The sequence below is a fragment of the Pseudomonas sp. QS1027 genome, from assembly GCF_002814235.1.
GTDB lineage: Bacteria > Pseudomonadota > Gammaproteobacteria > Pseudomonadales > Pseudomonadaceae > Aquipseudomonas.
Genome location: NZ_PHSU01000003.1, coordinates 341,052 through 357,652 on the forward strand (window position 1 = coordinate 341,052; position 16,601 = coordinate 357,652).

General features: G+C 61.3%; 16 protein-coding genes. 11 read left to right on the plus strand and 5 right to left on the minus strand.

The window, feature by feature from the left end:
* Positions 1–10: 10 nt before the first annotated feature.
* Genes CWE01_RS02260 through CWE01_RS02270 form a run of 3 tightly spaced genes read left to right on the plus strand, consistent with a single transcriptional unit; the run spans position 11 to position 1,934 of the window.
* Positions 11–580 carry an MFS transporter gene (locus CWE01_RS02260; RefSeq protein WP_100938891.1) on the plus strand — a complete coding sequence of 190 codons (570 nt, stop codon included), beginning with the start codon at positions 11–13 and terminating at the stop codon, positions 578–580.
* A gap of 32 nt (positions 581–612) precedes the next feature.
* On the plus strand, positions 613–1,389 hold the full coding sequence (locus CWE01_RS02265; protein WP_100938892.1) for a class II glutamine amidotransferase: 777 nt from the start codon (positions 613–615) through the stop codon (positions 1,387–1,389).
* A gap of 11 nt (positions 1,390–1,400) precedes the next feature.
* Positions 1,401–1,934 (plus strand): DUF2937 family protein, encoded by a 534-nt coding sequence (locus CWE01_RS02270; RefSeq protein ID WP_100938893.1) that lies wholly within the window; start codon positions 1,401–1,403, stop codon positions 1,932–1,934.
* Here the strand turns inward: CWE01_RS02270 and CWE01_RS02275 are convergent.
* Positions 1,928–2,860, minus strand: coding sequence for a LysR family transcriptional regulator (locus tag CWE01_RS02275; protein WP_100938894.1), 933 nt, complete (start codon positions 2,858–2,860; stop codon positions 1,928–1,930). The genes CWE01_RS02270 and CWE01_RS02275 overlap by 7 nt on opposite strands.
* Positions 2,861–3,019: 159 nt before the next feature.
* Here CWE01_RS02275 and CWE01_RS02280 point away from each other — a divergent pair, with 159 nt between their 5' ends.
* The 4 genes from CWE01_RS02280 (at position 3,020) to CWE01_RS02295 (ending at position 6,737) form a co-directional block, all read left to right on the plus strand.
* The gene (locus CWE01_RS02280) at positions 3,020–4,306 is read left to right on the plus strand and encodes an MFS transporter (protein ID WP_100938895.1); all 1,287 of its coding nucleotides are present in this window, start codon (positions 3,020–3,022) and stop codon (positions 4,304–4,306) included.
* A gap of 63 nt (positions 4,307–4,369) precedes the next feature.
* The gene (locus CWE01_RS02285; RefSeq protein ID WP_100938896.1) at positions 4,370–5,122 is read left to right on the plus strand and encodes a 5-oxoprolinase subunit PxpA; all 753 of its coding nucleotides are present in this window, start codon (positions 4,370–4,372) and stop codon (positions 5,120–5,122) included.
* Complete coding sequence (locus CWE01_RS02290) at positions 5,119–5,823, plus strand: allophanate hydrolase subunit 1 (RefSeq protein WP_100938897.1); 705 nt, start codon at positions 5,119–5,121, stop codon at positions 5,821–5,823. The genes CWE01_RS02285 and CWE01_RS02290 overlap by 4 nt, the downstream gene beginning before the upstream one ends.
* Positions 5,820–6,737, plus strand: a complete 918-nt coding sequence (locus tag CWE01_RS02295; RefSeq protein ID WP_100938898.1) for a biotin-dependent carboxyltransferase family protein — start codon at positions 5,820–5,822, stop codon at positions 6,735–6,737. Before CWE01_RS02290 ends, CWE01_RS02295 begins: the two co-directional genes overlap by 4 nt.
* A 124-nt stretch (positions 6,738–6,861) precedes the next feature.
* Here CWE01_RS02295 and CWE01_RS02300 read toward each other — a convergent pair whose 3' ends face one another.
* From CWE01_RS02300 to CWE01_RS02310, 3 genes are all read right to left on the minus strand, one after another.
* Positions 6,862–8,040, minus strand: a complete 1,179-nt coding sequence (locus CWE01_RS02300; protein WP_100938899.1) for a VWA domain-containing protein — start codon at positions 8,038–8,040, stop codon at positions 6,862–6,864.
* Between the two features lie 35 nt (positions 8,041–8,075).
* Positions 8,076–8,921 carry a MoxR family ATPase gene (locus CWE01_RS02305; protein ID WP_100938900.1) on the minus strand — a complete coding sequence of 282 codons (846 nt, stop codon included), beginning with the start codon at positions 8,919–8,921 and terminating at the stop codon, positions 8,076–8,078.
* Between the two features lie 141 nt (positions 8,922–9,062).
* The gene (locus tag CWE01_RS02310) at positions 9,063–10,151 is read right to left on the minus strand and encodes a DUF748 domain-containing protein (protein WP_100938901.1); all 1,089 of its coding nucleotides are present in this window, start codon (positions 10,149–10,151) and stop codon (positions 9,063–9,065) included.
* A gap of 131 nt (positions 10,152–10,282) precedes the next feature.
* Between CWE01_RS02310 and cysK the strand changes: the two genes are divergently transcribed.
* The 3 genes from cysK to CWE01_RS02325 all read left to right on the plus strand — a co-directional run bounded on the left by cysK (position 10,283) and on the right by CWE01_RS02325 (position 13,637).
* Entirely contained in the window at positions 10,283–11,257 is a 975-nt protein-coding gene (cysK, locus tag CWE01_RS02315; RefSeq protein WP_100938902.1) for a cysteine synthase A, read from the plus strand.
* 229 nt (positions 11,258–11,486) lie between these two features.
* Positions 11,487–12,425: an aspartyl/asparaginyl beta-hydroxylase domain-containing protein gene (locus CWE01_RS02320; protein WP_100938903.1), complete on the plus strand. Its 939-nt coding sequence runs from the start codon at positions 11,487–11,489 to the stop codon at positions 12,423–12,425.
* A gap of 348 nt (positions 12,426–12,773) precedes the next feature.
* Positions 12,774–13,637 carry a DMT family transporter gene (locus CWE01_RS02325; protein WP_100939208.1) on the plus strand — a complete coding sequence of 288 codons (864 nt, stop codon included), beginning with the start codon at positions 12,774–12,776 and terminating at the stop codon, positions 13,635–13,637.
* Positions 13,638–13,789: 152 nt separating this feature from the next.
* Here CWE01_RS02325 and CWE01_RS02330 read toward each other — a convergent pair whose 3' ends face one another.
* The gene (locus CWE01_RS02330) at positions 13,790–14,701 is read right to left on the minus strand and encodes a DMT family transporter (protein ID WP_100938904.1); all 912 of its coding nucleotides are present in this window, start codon (positions 14,699–14,701) and stop codon (positions 13,790–13,792) included.
* A gap of 142 nt (positions 14,702–14,843) precedes the next feature.
* Between CWE01_RS02330 and aceK the strand changes: the two genes are divergently transcribed.
* The gene (aceK, locus tag CWE01_RS02335) at positions 14,844–16,565 is read left to right on the plus strand and encodes a bifunctional isocitrate dehydrogenase kinase/phosphatase (RefSeq protein ID WP_100938905.1); all 1,722 of its coding nucleotides are present in this window, start codon (positions 14,844–14,846) and stop codon (positions 16,563–16,565) included.
* The last annotated feature ends 36 nt before the right edge of the window (positions 16,566–16,601 follow it).

The window sequence follows — 16,601 nt, forward strand, 5'->3', positions numbered from 1 at the left end:
CTGTTGGCGGATCGCTGACGGCGGGGCAGCCGGACCGGCGAAAAGCCGTTATCATAAGCGTCTCTTTGCCAGCCTTGCCATGGACACCATGACCGAGAACGACTATCTGATCGCCTGGGGCTGCTACGCCTTCGCCGCCTTGGGCTGCTTGTTGGTGTGGTTCCGCCTGACCCGCTGGATCTGGCGCTGGCTGCGCGAGCCGCTGCGCGTGGTGATGGCGGTGCTGCTGTTCAGCCCGACCATTATCGACCCGGTGAAGGAAAAATTCGCCCCGGCGGTGGCTATTACAGCCCTGGACCTGATGTTCAAGGTCGGCAACAACGCCTGGCGCGCGGTTTCCGATCTGTTCATGTACCTGATGATCGCCGTGGGCGTTTATGTGCTCTTCGCGCTGATCCGCTGGCCCATCGAGCGCTCCATCAAGGCCCGTCGCCCGCAGCCCGTTGCGGCCGGCACGGCCCCGGCGGCCGAGCCCGAGGAGGACGATCAACCGTTCACCGCAGCCGAGCGCAACGAGCGTTTTGGCCGTCAGCCGCCGACCGGTGGCAATGGTCGCCCGCGGGTCGAACCGCGTTTGTAAGCGCGTCACTGCATTGAAGCGAGAGTCCGAGCATGTGTGAATTGTTGGGCATGAGCGCCAATGTACCGACCGATATCGTTTTCAGCTTTACCGGCCTGATGCAGCGCGGGGGGCGTACCGGCCCCCATCGCGACGGCTGGGGCATCGCCTTCTACGAAGGCCGTGGCTTGCGGCTGTTCCAGGACCCGGCGGCGAGCTGTGAGTCCGAGGTCGCGAACCTGGTGCAGCGTTACCCGATCAAGAGCGAAGTGGTGATCGGGCATATCCGCCAGGCCAATGTCGGCAAGGTCTGCCTGTCCAATACCCATCCCTTTGTCCGTGAGCTGTGGGGGCGCAACTGGTGTTTCGCCCATAACGGCCAGTTGGCGGACTTTCAGCCGCCGACCAGCTTTTACCGCCCTGTAGGCGATACCGACAGCGAAGCGGCCTTCTGCGACCTGCTCAACCGCGTGCGCCAGGCCTTTCCGGAGCCGGTGGATATCGAAGTGCTGCTGCCATCCCTGGTCCAGGCCTGTGCCGAATACCGCTCCAAAGGTGTGTTCAATTGCCTGCTCAGCGACGGCGACTGGCTGTTCTGCTATTGCTCGACCAAGCTGGCACAGATCACCCGGCGCGCGCCGTTCGGCCCGGCACGCTTGAAGGATGTCGACGTGATCGTCGACTTCCAGGCCGAAACCACGCCCAATGACGTGGTGACGGTGATTGCCACCGAACCTTTGACCGAAAACGAAACCTGGACCCGCTACGAACCGGGCCAATGGAGTCTGTGGCGGCGCGGTGAATGCGTCAGCCAGGGCCAAACCGAATAAGGAAGTCCGTTATGTGGTTGAGTTACCTGCGGCTGATTCTGTTTACCCTGGGGCTGTTGCTCGGTGTCCAGGTACCGGGTTTTATCAATGACTACGCCAAGCGGGTCGAAGCGCATCTGATTGAAGCGCAGACCGGCCTCCAGGGTTTCCAGAAGACTGCCGAGCAGTTCTTCAATGGCGATCTGCAGGCCCTGGTGGCGCATTATCGCGCCAGTGACGACCCGGTGTTCCGCAGCGATGCCGACAGCCTTGGCACCTTGCTCACCCGCCAGCGTCTGCTGGACGACCAGTTCCAGGCGATGCAGGGGCCCTGGTACAAACGCGCGTTGCAGGTGGCGTATGCGGCCGATCCGGCGATTCGCGAGGAAACCTTGCAGGGCTACACCTACCAGGTCCTGCTGTCGCCCGAGGCGATCGGCTGGGCGATGGGCGCGGCGCTGCTGTTCTCGTTCGTGATCGAAGGCTTCTTCCGCCTGGTGGACTGGGTGGTGCTGGGCGGCAAGCGCCAGCGCGAACGCCTGGCGCGGCGCGAACGGGGTTATTGACCGGGGAGGGCGGGCTTGCTCAGGACCACATACTCCTCGCCCATCTTGTCCGCATAGCTGTGCAAGACTTCCTGGCACAGCGCGACAATCTCCTCCACCAGCTCGACACCGACCCGCCAGGACACCACCACTTCGAGGTTCGGCGGGCGGACGTCGAGGGCCAGCAAGGTCAACTCGCCGCGCATCAGTTCTTCGCGCACCAGCACCGACGGCAGGGCGCCGATACCGAAACCATCGCGCAGTAGCCGGGTAATCGCCGACACCGAGTTCACGCAGTTCAGCCGCGGCGTCGGCACGCCATGGACCTGCATCAGGCCGAGAATCTCCTGGTGCGGCCGCGAGTTTTTCGAGAAGGTCACGATGCGCTCCCGGGCGATCTCGGCCAGGCTCGTATATTCACGGTTATAGATCGAGTTGCTGGCCACCACCCAGCCCATCGGGTGGCTGATCAGTTTCAGGCTGCGAATCGACTCCTGGCGCAGCAGGTCGGTTTGCAGCACCAGGTCGAGAAAGCCTTTTTGCAGCTGATCGCAGAGGTTCAGCGCGGTATCCGCCACCAGCTCGATTTCCACCAGCGGGAAACGATCCGACATCTGTGCCACCAACGGGCTGAGCCAGGTATGGATGACCGTGTCCATCACCCCGATGCGCAGGCGTCCGACCTTGGTCGAACTGATCTCGATGGCATGCTTGAGGGCCTGCATGGTGTCCATCATCTGCTCGGCATAGTCGAGCACCTTGAGCCCTTCGGGAGTCAGGCTGACGCCGCGGGAATCACGCAGGAACAACTTCACCCCGAGCTCGCCTTCGAGCACCGCGATACGGCTGGAAATGGACGCCTGGGTGGTGAAGAGCTTGTCCGCCGTCAGGCGAAAACTCTTCAGTCGTGCAACCCAGACGAAGGTCTCGAGAAATTTGAGGTTCATGCAATCAACTTTTTCTTATGCCTGGGCAGGACTTTTATTAGTTGGACGCAGAGGGCACGGCCAACGAAAAATGACCTTCGACCGGTCAAGCACGATAAGCCTATGCCCCGCTGGTCGCCAGAACAATACCAATAAGTTTTATGCGGAGAACTTCCCCCCATGACTACGCCAGGCTCGCTGGATGTCACCCAAGCCGAGGGCCCACCCGGTCCTTTCACCTGGTATCGCAACCTCGATCAGCAGGAGCGTCGTACGTTCTGGAGTTGCAAGATCGGTTACGGCCTGGATGGCATGGACACCCAGATGCTCAGTTTCGTCATCCCGACGCTGATCGCCCTCTGGGGCCTCACCACCGGCCAGGCCGGGCTGATTTCCACCAGCACCCTGATCGCCTCGGCCCTCGGCGGCTGGATCGCCGGGATTCTCTCCGACCGCATCGGCCGCGTACGCACCCTGCAACTGACGGTGCTCTGGTTCGCCGTGTTCACCTTTCTCTGTGGCTTCGCCCAGAACTACCACCAGTTGCTGGTGGCCCGGACCTTGATGGGCTTCGGTTTCGGTGGCGAGTGGACCGCCGGTGCGGTGTTGATGGGCGAGGTGATTCGCGCCAAGGATCGCGGCAAGGCGGTCGGCATGGTGCAATCGGGCTGGGCCCTGGGCTGGGGTTTGACCGCGATCCTCTATGCGTTGCTGTTTTCGCTGTTGCCACCCGATGACGCCTGGCGCGCCCTGTTCGTGTTGGGCATCGTGCCAGCGATCTTTGTGATTTTCGTTCGCCGCCTGGTCAAGGACCCGGAGGTCTATCGCCAGGCCAAGAGCCAGGAAGCCCCGAGCAACCCGACGCATTTCTACGAGATCTTTGCCCCGGGCATGCTCAGCACCACTTTGCGGGCCTCCTTGCTGACCACCGGCGCGCTGGGCGGTTACTACGCCATCACGTCCTGGTTGCCGACCTTTCTGAAGAACGAACGTGGCTTGAGCGTACTCGGCACGGGCGGTTACCTGGCCATGGTGATCGCCGGTTCCTACATCGGTTATGTGATCAGCGCGTACCTGACCGATCTGCTGGGGCGCAAGAAGAACTTCATCCTGTTCGCCGTCGGCTCCTTCATCATCGTGCTCTTGTACACCCAGTTGCAGGTCAGCAACGAGGTCATGCTCTGGCTGGGCTTGCCCCTGGGCTTTTTTGCCTCGGGGATTTTCAGTGGCATGGGCGCGTTTCTCACCGAGCTGTTCCCGACGCGGATTCGCGGTTCGGGCCAAGGTTTTTGCTACAACATCGGGCGGGCGTTGGCGGCGTTTTTTCCGCTGCTGATCGGCCTGCTCAGCCAGAAAGTCTCCTTGAGCCTGGGGATCGGCGCTTTTGCCGCCGTGTCCTACGGGGTGGTGATTCTAGCGGCCCTGAGCCTGCCGGAAACCCGTGGCAAGGAACTCGAAGCGCAGTAATCTGTGGGTATTTGCGAAAAGTCCCATATTAAGAAAAGTTAAAAGCCCACAGGAGCAACCACCGTGAGCCGCTTGTTATTGAATTGCGATATCGGCGAAAGCTATGGCAACTGGACCATGGGCCTGGATGCGCAGGTCATGCCGTTTATCGATTGCGCCAATGTGGCCTGCGGTTATCACGCGGGCGATCCGAGCATCATGCGCAAGACGGTAACCTTGGCCCTGGCCAACGACGTGCGTATCGGCGCCCATCCGGCCTATCCGGATCTGGTGGGGTTCGGTCGCCGCTCCATGGCCTGCACCCCCCAGGAAATCCAGGATCTGCTGCATTACCAGATCGGCGCGCTGGACGGTATCTGCCGGGCCCAGGGTACCCGGGTGAGTTACGTCAAGCCCCACGGCGCGATGTACAACGACATGATGACCAATCCCGAGCAACTGCGGGCGGTGATCCAGGCGATTGCCGCCTACGGCGGGGACCTGCCGCTGATGCTGCTGGCGATGCGCGACAATAGCGTGGCCCAGGCCCTGGGTGATGAATACGGCGTCGAGCTGTGGTTCGAAGCCTTTGCCGACCGCGCCTACGACAGCGCCGGGCGCCTGGTCTCGCGGCAGTTGCCCGGTGCCGTGCACCACGAGCCTGAACGCATCGTCGAGCAGGCCCTGACCATCGCCCGTGGTGACAACCTTGTCGCCAGCGATGGCAGTTCGCTGCGCCTGCACGCCAATACCTTGTGCGTGCACGGCGACAACGCCAGTTCGGTGGCTGCGGTGCAGCGTATCCGCGAGGCCCTGGATCGGCAGTCCGCCGTATGAAGCCACGGATCGAAGTGGTCGGGATCGACTGTCTGATGGTGCGGCTGTTCGAGGTGATCGCCGAGGAAAACATGCCGTGGATGCTCGCCGCCGGCGAGCGTTTGCGGGCTGGATTTGCCGGGCACCTGATCGACCTGGTGCCGTCCTATACGACCTTGATGGTGCATTACGACCTGCTGGCCTTGAGCCCGTCCCAGGCCCGGGAACTGATTGCCGAAGCCTTGACCGACCTGACGCCGAGCAGCGGTGCTGGCGGCCAATGCCATGTGTTGCCGGTGTGGTACGACCCGAGTGTCGGCCCGGAACTGGGCTTGTTGGCCGAGCGCAGCGGCTGGTCGGTCAGCGAGGTGATTCGTCGTCACTGCGAGCGCGAGTACCAGGTGTTCGCCTTGGGTTTTGCCCCGGGGTTCGCCTTTATGGGATTGGTCGACGAAAGACTGGCCGCGCCGCGTATCAGCACGCCGCGCAAGCGGGTGGCGGCGGGGAGCGTGGGCATTGCCGAGCGCCAGACCGCGGCGTACCCGGTGGTTTCCCCGGGGGGCTGGAACCTGATCGGGCGGACGCCGAGCAAGCTGTTCGACCGTGAGCGCGATGGCTACAGCCTGATGCAGCCGGGCGATACGGTGCGTTTTGCCGCGATCGATCACGCTGAATTCATTACGTTGGGCGGCGATGACACGCCGCTGGAGGGCTTGGCATGAGCCATCTGTCGATTGAGGCAAGTACGCCTCTGTGCCTGTTGCAGGATGCGGGGCGGTTTGGCGTGCGTCATCTGGGCGTGACCCAGGGCGGTGCGCTGGATTGGGTCTCGATGTTCTGGGCCAACCATCTGCTGGGCAATGCGCCTGACGCTGCCGTGGTGGAAGTGACCCTGGGCGGGCTGACGCTGGTGGCGGAAGAGGATTGTTGCCTGGCCCTGGCCGGTGCCGATCTTGGCGCGCGGGTGGACGATCAGGCACTGGCGCCCTGGTGCAGTTTTGTCTTGAGGAAAGGCCAGCGCCTGCAATTGACGCAGCCGCTGTCGGGGGCGCGGGCTTATCTGGCGGCGCCGGGCGGTTTTCTCGCCCCCCAGGTCCTTGGCAGTGCTGCCTGTGTGGTCCGTGAGGAACTCGGTGGGCTGGATGGTATGGGACGGCCTTTGGCCAAAGGTGGGCGTTTGGAGTATCGCGGGGAAGCGTCTACGCCGAGAGGATTGTCGGGGGCGCAGGTGCCGGATTTCAGTTCCAGCGCGCCGTTGCAGGTGGTGCTCGGGGCACAGATCGGTGAGTTCAGCGGGCAAAGTCTGTTCGATGCATTCAACAGTGTCTGGACCCTGGACAGTCGCGCCGATCGCATGGGGATTCGGCTGTTGGGGCCGGAGTTGAAGTACCAGGGCGAGCCGATGATTTCCGAGGGTATTCCCCTGGGGGCGATCCAGGTGCCGCCGGATGGGCAGCCGATCGTATTGCTCAACGATCGGCAGACCATTGGCGGTTATCCACGCCTGGGGGCGTTGACGCCATTGTCGCTGGCGCGATTGGCGCAATGCCTGCCGGGGAGCGAGGTCAGGCTGGCGCCGGTGGTGCAGGAGACGGCGCATCGGCAGCAGGTCGAGTTTATGCGCAAGTTCGCGTAGGCCCCAAAAGCTTCGCGGGCGAGCCCTGCTCCTACAGTTCGGTGTCGAATACACATTTCGCATACGACATGAATTTGTAGGAGCAGGGCTTGCCCGCGAAAGCGTCAGTCCAGGCGATATCGTTCTACTTGGACAAAAACCGCATCCCCTCTTCCAGCCCACGCAAGGTCAGCGGATACATCTGATCCTCCACCAGATCCCGAACGATCCCGGTCGACGCGGTGTAGTTCCAGGTGTCCTTCGGATACGGGTTGATCCAGATCAGCTTCTTGTACTTGGCCATGACCCGCTGCATCCACACATAACCGGCTTCTTCGTTCCAGTGCTCGACACTGCCGCCGGCCTGGGTGATTTCATACGGCGCCATGGCCGCATCGCCGACGAAAATCACTTTGTAGTCGGCTCCGTACTTGTGCAACAGGTCCAGGGTCGAAGTGCTTTCCGAGCCCCGGCGCAGGTTGTTCTTCCACACCGATTCATAGATGAAGTTGTGGAAGTAGAAGTACTCCAGGTGCTTGAACTCGGTCTTGCAGGCCGAGAACAATTCCTCGCAGATCTTCACATGGGCGTCCATCGAGCCGCCGATGTCGAACAACAGCAGCAACTTGATGGTGTTGCGTCGCTCCGGGCGCATCTGGATATTCAACAGGCCGGCGTCGCGAGCGGTGTGGTCGATGGTGCCGTCGATATCCAGCTCTTCCGCCGCACCCTGGCGCGCGAACTTGCGCAGGCGGCGCAAGGCGATCTTGATATTGCGCGTGCCCAGTTCGACCTGGTCGTCGAGGTTCTTGTACTCGCGCTGGTCCCAGACCTTGACCGCTTTGCCCTGGCGTTGGCCGGCGTCGCCGACACGAATGCCCTCGGGGTTGAAACCGCCCGAGCCGAACGGGCTGGTGCCGCCGGTGCCGATCCATTTGTTGCCGCCGGCGTGACGTTCCTTCTGTTCTTCCAGGCGCTTCTTGAATTCCTCGATCAGCTTGTCCAGGCCGCCGAGGGACTGGATCTGCGCGCGCTCTTCGGCGCTCAGCGAGCGTTCGAACTCCTTGCGCAACCATTCTTCGGGAATCAGTGCCTGAAGATGGTCATCGAGTTTTTCCAGGCCATTGAAGTAGGCGCCGAAAGCCCGGTCGAATTTGTCGAAATGCCGCTCGTCCTTCACCAGGATCGCCCGGGCGAGGTAGTAGAACTCGTCCATGTCGGCGAAGGTCACGCGCTGTTTCAGCGCGTTGATCAGGTCGAGCAGTTCGCGCACCGACACCGGAACCTTGGCGGCGCGCATTTCATTGAACAGGTTGAGCAGCATGGCAATCGCCCCCGCTTTTGTTGAAAAAAGCGAACTCAGCGGCTGCCGCGACGGCTCATGAAGGCCAGGCGTTCAAGCAGTTGCACGTCCTGTTCGTTCTTCACCAGGGCGCCGGCCAAAGGCGGAATGGCCTTGGTCGGATCACGCTCGCGCAGCACCGCTTCGCCGATATTGTCGGCCATCAGCAGTTTCAGCCAGTCCACCAGTTCCGAGGTCGAAGGCTTTTTCTTCAGGCCCGGGACCTTGCGCACGTCGAAGAACACGTCGAGGGCTTCGCTGACCAGGTCCTTCTTGATGTTCGGGTAATGCACGTCGACGATCTTCTGCAGGGTGACGCGGTCCGGGAAGGCGATGTAGTGGAAGAAGCAGCGACGCAGGAAGGCGTCCGGCAGCTCTTTCTCGTTGTTGGAGGTAATGATGATGATCGGGCGTTTCTTCGCCTTGATGGTTTCATCGATCTCGTAGACGTAGAACTCCATCTTGTCGAGTTCTTGCAGCAGGTCGTTGGGGAACTCGATGTCGGCCTTGTCGATTTCGTCGATCAGCAGGATCACCCGCTCTTCGGATTCGAAGGCTTCCCACAGCTTGCCCTTTTTCAGGTAGTTGCGAACGTCGTGGACCTTTTCGTTGCCCAGTTGCGAGTCGCGCAGGCGGCTGACCGCGTCGTACTCGTAGAGACCCTGGTGCGCCTTGGTGGTGGACTTGATGTGCCAGGTGATCAGCTTGGCGCCAAAGGATTCGGCCAACTGTTCGGCCAACATGGTCTTGCCGGTGCCGGGTTCGCCCTTGACCAGCAACGGACGCTCCAGGGTGATGGCGGCATTCACGGCCAGCTTCAGGTCATCGGTGGCAACGTAGGCCTGGGTGCCTTCGAACTTCATCTGCAATTCCTCGGACGATAACGCCGGCCGGTTCGGGGGCGGGCGGAAAAAAATCATCCCTGACTATAACGCGGCGCCCGGTCGAGTGTGAACGCAGACGGCTTATTCAGTCTCTGAATGGGGCGTCAGATCTTGACCCGGTCAGGGCTTCTGGCCGGTCGTCGGCTGCGGTTGTTCATAACGTGCATTGAAGGCCTGGATGAATCCGTTGTGCAAGATCTGTAAAAAGGCCTGGAACGCGCTGATATCCTGCTGGTGAACGCTGCCACTGAGTTCCACGCGGGTGGCGAACTGGTTTTTGTTCTGATTCTTCAACAGGGTTTCGCCGCCACCGACGATGGCCTCCCACACCGAACGCAGGATGCTCTTGTCCGGGTTCTCGACGTCCTGTTGCCAGTTGAAGACCTCGACATTGCGCAGCAACGGCTTGATATAGCCGGTGAGCTGGCCTTTATGGGCCTGGGCCTCGATCACCAGATCGCCGGTGCCGGCGTTGAAATCGAATTTGCCGTAGGCCGAGGCGAAGTCGTTGACACGCCGCAGTTCAATGCCGGTGGCCCGCAGGCGGAATTCGAAATCTTCGAAGTTGTTCAGCGGATCGAAGGTGGCGTTGGCTTCCAGCGGGGCTTGTCCGAGCAACAACGCATGGCCTTCGAAGCGGGCGTCGCGGTGATCCTTGAGGTCGACGACATTGGTCAGGTTGTAGAAGCTGGCATTGACCCGGGTCGCCTGCAGGTTGACCACCGGTTTTGAATTGAAGTTGCGGAAGGTGATGCGCCCGTCGTCGATCCGCACCTCATTGAGGGTGATGGGCAGCAGCTTGCCCAGCTGGGCCCGCCAGTCGGTGCCCTGACCGGTCTGGGACGCCTGCTTGTTGTTGACGCCGCCGTCGACGAAGTTCAGCTCCGGTTTGACGAACAGCACCTGCGCCACCACCGCGTGGTTGTCCCACAGGGATTTCCAGCTCACCGACAAGTCGATCAGCGGGGCCTTGACGAACGGCACGGGCACCTTGCCGGTGACCTTGACGATCTCCAGTCCGTTGATCCGGTAGGCGCCGCGCCACAGGGCCAAATCCACATCCTGCACCTGGCCGCGGTAATCGCCCATATCGGCGAGTTTTTCATTCAAATAGTGACGCACCAGGGAGGGCAGGGCCAGATTCAGCACCACCAGCAGCAGCGCGAAAGTTGCCAGTCCCCACAATGGCCAGCTGTAACGACGTTTCATGGGTGTGCCCCGACGGCTGTCTATATAGGCGATGGACCCCCGGCAGCGCCATACGTTCGCTATGACTGGACGCCCGCCAGCCCGGGGCATACCCTTGAAAGCCAACTCATCGTTGCCCAAAGGACCCCGTCATGAGCCGCATTTTCGCCGACAACGCCCATTCCATCGGTAATACGCCTCTGGTTCAGATCAACCGCATTGCCCCGCGCGGTGTCACCATCCTGGCCAAGATCGAAGGGCGTAACCCCGGGTATTCGGTGAAATGCCGGATCGGCGCGAATATGATCTGGGACGCCGAAAGCAGCGGCAAACTCAAGCCGGGCATGACCATTGTCGAACCGACGTCCGGCAACACCGGTATCGGCCTGGCCTTCGTCGCCGCCGCCCGGGGCTACAAACTGCTGCTGACCATGCCGTCCTCCATGAGCCTGGAACGGCGCAAGGTGCTCAAGGCGCTGGGCGCCGAGCTGGTGTTGACCGAGCCGGCCAAGGGCATGAAAGGCGCCATCGAAAAGGCGACGGAAATTGTTGCCGGCGACCCGGCCCAGTACTTCATGCCGGCGCAGTTCGACAACCCGGCCAACCCGGCCATTCATGAAAAGACCACCGGTCCGGAAATCTGGAACGATACCGACGGTGCGGTGGATGTGCTGGTGGCTGGCGTCGGCACCGGCGGGACCATTACCGGGGTTTCGCGTTATATCAAGCTGACCAAGCACAAGCCGATCCTCTCGGTGGCGGTGGAACCGGCCAGTTCGCCGGTGATCAGCCAGACCCTGGCCGGGGCCGAGGTCAAGCCCAGCCCGCACAAGATCCAGGGCATCGGCGCCGGTTTCGTGCCGAAAAACCTCGATCTGGCGATGGTCGACCGGGTGGAACTGGTGACCGATGAGGAATCCAAGGCCATGGCCCTGCGGCTGATGCAGGAAGAGGGGATTCTCTGCGGGATCTCCTGCGGCGCGGCCATGGCGGTTGCCGTACGGCTGGCGCAGACGCCGGAAATGCAGGGCAAGACCATTGTGGTGGTGTTGCCGGACTCCGGTGAACGTTACCTGTCGAGCATGCTGTTCAGCGATCTGTTCAGTGAGCAGGAGATTCAGCAGTAAGCCGGGTAGCGGCGCGGCAGGCTGGAAGGGCAGGATCCGCTGACTTGGGTCAGCTACCGTTCAGCGGTTTCTTGTTAAACAGGTGCTTTGTTGCCGGATCGGCAACGTTGAATCTGTGACGTCATGGGTTTTTCCCGGTGCCGGTAATGTTTATCATGGCCGGCTGCCACGTGAGGTGGGTCGAGCGATACAGACCGCCTGCGCGTTGCCCATTTTCGAGGAGTGTTGAATGACCTTTTCCTTTGCCGCCAAGGCCGCAATCCTGCTGCTGTTCCTGGGCAGTACGCTTTACGTGCATCTGCGCGGCAAGGCGCGTTTGCCCCTATTGCGCCAGTTCGTCAACCATTCCGCCGCGTTCGCGCCGTACAATGCCTTGATGTACCTGTTTTCCAGCGTACCGTCCAAGCCTTACCTGGACCGCAGCAAGTTTCCCGAGCTGGATGTGCTCAAGGACAATTGGGAAGTGATCCGCGAAGAGGCCATGCATCTGTTCGATGAGGGCTATATCCGCGCCGCCGAGAAGAACAACGACGCCGGTTTCGGCTCGTTCTTCAAGAAGGGCTGGAAGCGTTTCTATCTCAAGTGGTACGACAAGGCCCTGCCATCGGCCGAGCTGCTCTGCCCGAAAACCGTGGCGCTGGTGAACTCGATCCCCAACGTCAAGGGCGCGATGTTCGCCCTGTTGCCCGGTGGCAGTCACCTCAACCCGCACCGTGACCCGTTTGCCGGTTCCCTGCGTTATCACCTGGGGTTGTCCACGCCGAACTCCGACGATTGCCGGATTTTCGTCGACGGCCAGGTCTATGCCTGGCGCGACGGTGAAGACGTGATGTTCGACGAGACCTACGTTCACTGGGTCAAGAATGAAACCGAGCAGACCCGGGTTATTCTGTTCTGCGATATCGAGCGTCCGCTGAGCAGCCGCTTCATGACCGCGATCAACCGCCGGGTCAGCGCTTTCCTCGGCCGTGCTACCGCGCCGCAGAACCTCGATGACGAGCGGGTCGGCGGGATCAACCAGGCCTATGCCTGGAGCAAGCGCTTCAGCGACCGCATCAGTGGCGTGGTCAAACGCTTCAAGCGCGCCAATCCCAAGGCCTATCGGATCATGCGTCCGGTGCTGGCGGTGGTGGTCTTCGCCGCCCTCGGTTATTGGTTGTTCGGCTAACCTGTTGCAATGGCGGCCGGGCGCTGGTTATAGTCGGCGCTCGGTGTTTCAACCGATTCACCTCCCTCAGCAAAAGATCAGCCCATGCCGGTTTCCTTTCTCAATGCGGTAGTCGATTCAGCGGTCAACGCTGTGGTCGTGCCGTGCGGGAACCAACAGCCTGCGCAGATCAGTCATTACCCCCCACCTGTCAGTAGCACGCCGGTGTACGCAGTCGTATCACCGCCGGGTGTCGGCGTTTCGGGCTGATCAGCAGCGTTTGCTGTTCCCCTGTGCCCGCCTGAAAAAAACTACTGAATGTTCAGCCTTGCGCTGAATCGGCTTTTGCCTGAATCACGGGTGGTATCCATGTTGGCTTTTTCAAAACAATCCGCAACCGCGGCGGCCTCGACGAGTCTGTTTGTCCTGCTCTGGAGTAGCGGGGCGATCTTCTCCAAATGGGGGCTGGCCCATGCCTCGCCGTTCGCTTTTCTGTTGATCCGTTTTTCCATCGCCCTGCTGGGGCTGGTGGTGTTGGTGCCGTTGCTCAAGTTCAAGCTGCCGCGGAGGGGCAAACCACTGCTTTATGCGGCGGCGACCGGGCTGGTGTTGCTGGGGGCCTATCAGATTTTCTATCTGCTGGCCCTGGACCTGAAGGTCACGCCCGGTGTCATGGCGACGATCATGGGGGTGCAGCCGATCCTTACGGCGGTGCTGATGGAGCGCCAGCGTTCCTGGAGCCGGATGTTCGGCCTGGGGCTAGGGTTGGCGGGGCTGATCCTGGTGGTTTACCAGGGTATCGGTCTGGCCGGGATGTCCCTGGCGGGGATGCTGTTCGGTTTGCTGGCCCTGGCGAGCATGACCTTGGGCTCGATCATGCAGAAGCGCATCACTGATAACCCTTTGGGCACGCTGCCAGTGCAGTATCTGGCAGGTTTGCTGTTGTGCGGGGTTTTCGTGCCGTTCCAGCCGTTCCACTTTGAAACCGGCAGCGGCTTTATCGTGCCGGTGCTGTGGATGGGGCTGGTGGTCTCGGTGCTGGCGACCTTGTTGCTGTATCGACTGATTGCCCGGGGGAACCTGGTCAATGTCACCAGCCTGTTCTACCTGGTGCCAGCGGTGACGGCGGTCATGGATTACCTGATCTTCGGTAATCGCTTGGCGGCGCTGAGCATGCTCGGTATGGCGCTGATTATCGTCGGGTTGGTGTTTGTGTTTCGCAAGAGTGCCTGACGGCAGGTAGATTGCGGTTTGCTGCGGTAGCGGTGGTGTATTGGGTACCGCTATCGCCAGCAAGCCGGCTCCTACAGGATTTGAGTCTGGGCACGATACAAAACTGTAGGAGCCGGCTTGCTGGCGATGGCGTCATCCGGCACACCACCGTGCTATCGGTCAGCCACACTGACCGCCTTCAACACCGTCCCTGGCTTCAACACCAGCCAAAGGGCCAGCGCAATCAACACCCCGCCATACACATGGGCCATCGACAGCGGTTCGTCGAGAAACAACGCCCCCCACAACACCCCGAACGCCGGAATCATGAAGGTCACGGTCATCGACTTGACCGGACCGATATCGCTGATCAGCTTGAAATACATGATGTAGGCGAACGCCGTGCATACGAGGCCCAACCCCAGCAGCGACAGCCAGACACTCATCCCGCCCCAGCTGGCCGGTGGATGGGTGATAGCGCTGTAACCGAAGAACGGCAGGATCACCAGGGTCGCGCCGAACATGCTGCCCATGGCCGAAAGCCGTGGATCGAGGCCGCCTTGATGGTCGAGCCAGCGACGGGTGAGGAAACCGGCAAAGCCGTAGCTGGTGGTCGCCAGCAGGCACGCCGCAGCCCCCATCAGCAAGTCGAGGTTAAAGGTCACCGGGCCCGCGCGGGTCAGCACTGCCACCCCGAACAGCCCGAGGAAGATCCCGAGCAGTTTGTTCAGGCTCAGTTTCTCGTGGAAGAACAAGCCGCCAATCAGCACGCCCATCAGCGGGGTGGTGGCGTTGAAGATCGACGAATAGCCGGCCGGCAGCACCTGCGCCGCCACTGAATACAGCGTCGCCGGCAACCCGGAGTTGATCACGCCGAGCATCAGGCAGACCTTGAACTTGCCTTTGAAGTCCCAGTTGACGCGCATCAGCGTGAGGATCACCAGCAAACCCACCGCGGCAATCGAAACACGGAAAAAGGCGGTGGGAAAGGCTCCGAGCACTGGAGCAATGATTCGCATGAACAGGAAACTGGCGCCCCAGACGGCGGCCAGCATGAACATGCGCAGAATATCGACGGGTCTCACGGTTGCTTCCTTGGCAGGGTAGGGCGAGCAAGTGTCACCGCATGTAACTGGCAAGGCAATGGTTGCGTTGCCCGAGGGTTGGCCTCTAAGCTCAAGCGAGTCGCGAACAGAACAATTTCGAAAATAGCGCAGGGGTTCCACTATGCCGCAGCCATGGCCGGCCGCTGATATCGCCCGCATGATCCTCGATGGCTTCGACGATTATCGCGAGCACTTTCGCCAGATCACCGATGGTGCCCGCGGCCGTTTCGAAGGCGCCCACTGGCAGGAAGCGCAGGTGGCTTCGGCGGCACGGATCAATCTGTACGAAGAGAAGGTCGGCGAGGTCAACGCCCGGCTGCGCGCCGGCTTCGATGAAAGTACCTTGCTCGATGTCACGCTCTGGCCCCTGGTGAAAAGCGCCTATATCAGCCTGATCGACCTGCGTTTCGACGATGAGCTGGCGGAGACCTGGTACAACTCGACCTTTTGCGGCCTGTTCAGCCACGACCTGATCAGCGACGGTTGCATGTTTATCCACACCACCCGGCCTTCGCTGCGTCGGGCGCGGGCGGCGCAGACCCGGACCTATCGGCCCCAGGGCGAATTGTCCGGCATGCTCGAACAGATTTTCGCCGACTACAGCTTCAGCGAAGACTACGCCGATTTACCGGGAGACCTGCGGCGTCTGGAAGCCCGTTTGCGGGAAAACCTGCCGGACTGGGTGTGCAAGGACCCGCAGTTGAGCGTCGAGCTGTTCTCCTCGGTGCTCTATCGCAACAAGGGTGCCTACCTGGTGGGGCGGATCTACACCCATGATGAGCAGTGGCCGCTGGTGATTCCGCTGCTGCACCGTGAGGGGCATGGCATCCAGATCGATGCGCTGATCACCGACGAAGCCGAGGTGTCGATCATCTTTTCCTTCACCCGCTCCTATTTCATGGTGGATGTGCCGGTGCCGGCGGAGTTCGTCGGCTTTCTCAAGCGCATTCTGCCGGGCAAGCATATCGCCGAGCTGTACACCTCCATCGGTTTCTACAAGCACGGCAAGTCCGAGTTCTACCGGGCGCTGATCAATCACCTGGCCAATACCGACGACCGTTTCATCATGGCCCCGGGGGTGCGCGGCATGGTCATGAGCGTGTTTACCCTGCCGGGCTTCAACACGGTGTTCAAGATCATCAAGGACCGTTTTTCGCCGTCGAAGAACGTCGACCGCGCCACGGTGATCGAGAAGTACCGCCTGGTGAAAAGTGTCGATCGGGTCGGGCGCATGGCCGATACCCAGGAATTCGCCGATTTCCGCTTTCCCTTGAGCAAGTTCGAACCGGCCTGCCTGGAGGAGTTGCTGGAGGTGGCGGCGTCCACGGTGCAGGTCGAGGGCGACACGGTGCTGATCCGTCACTGCTGGACCGAGCGGCGCATGACCCCGCTGAACCTGTACCTGGAAAATGCCAATGATGCCCAGGTTCGCGAGGCGCTGGAGGACTATGGCCTGGCGATCAAGCAACTGGCCGCGGCGAATATCTTTCCTGGCGACATGCTGCTGAAGAACTTCGGCGTCACCCGCCATGGTCGCGTGGTGTTCTACGACTACGACGAAATCTGCTTCCTCACCGAGGCCAATTTCCGGCACATTCCCGCGCCGCGCACGCCCGAGGACGAAATGGCCTCGGAGCCCTGGTATTCCATCGGGCCGCTGGACGTGTTCCCCGAGGAGTTCCCGCCCTTCCTGTTCGCCGACATGGCGCAGCGCCGACTGTTCGACCAGTTGCATGGCGAGCTGTACAACGCCGACTACTGGAAAGGCCTGCAAGAGGCGATTCGGGCCGGCAAGGTGATCGACGTGTTTCCCTATCGCCGCAAGGACTGGAACAACGAATAACCCGTCTAGGCGCTTCGGCAACGCAGTTGGCATCAT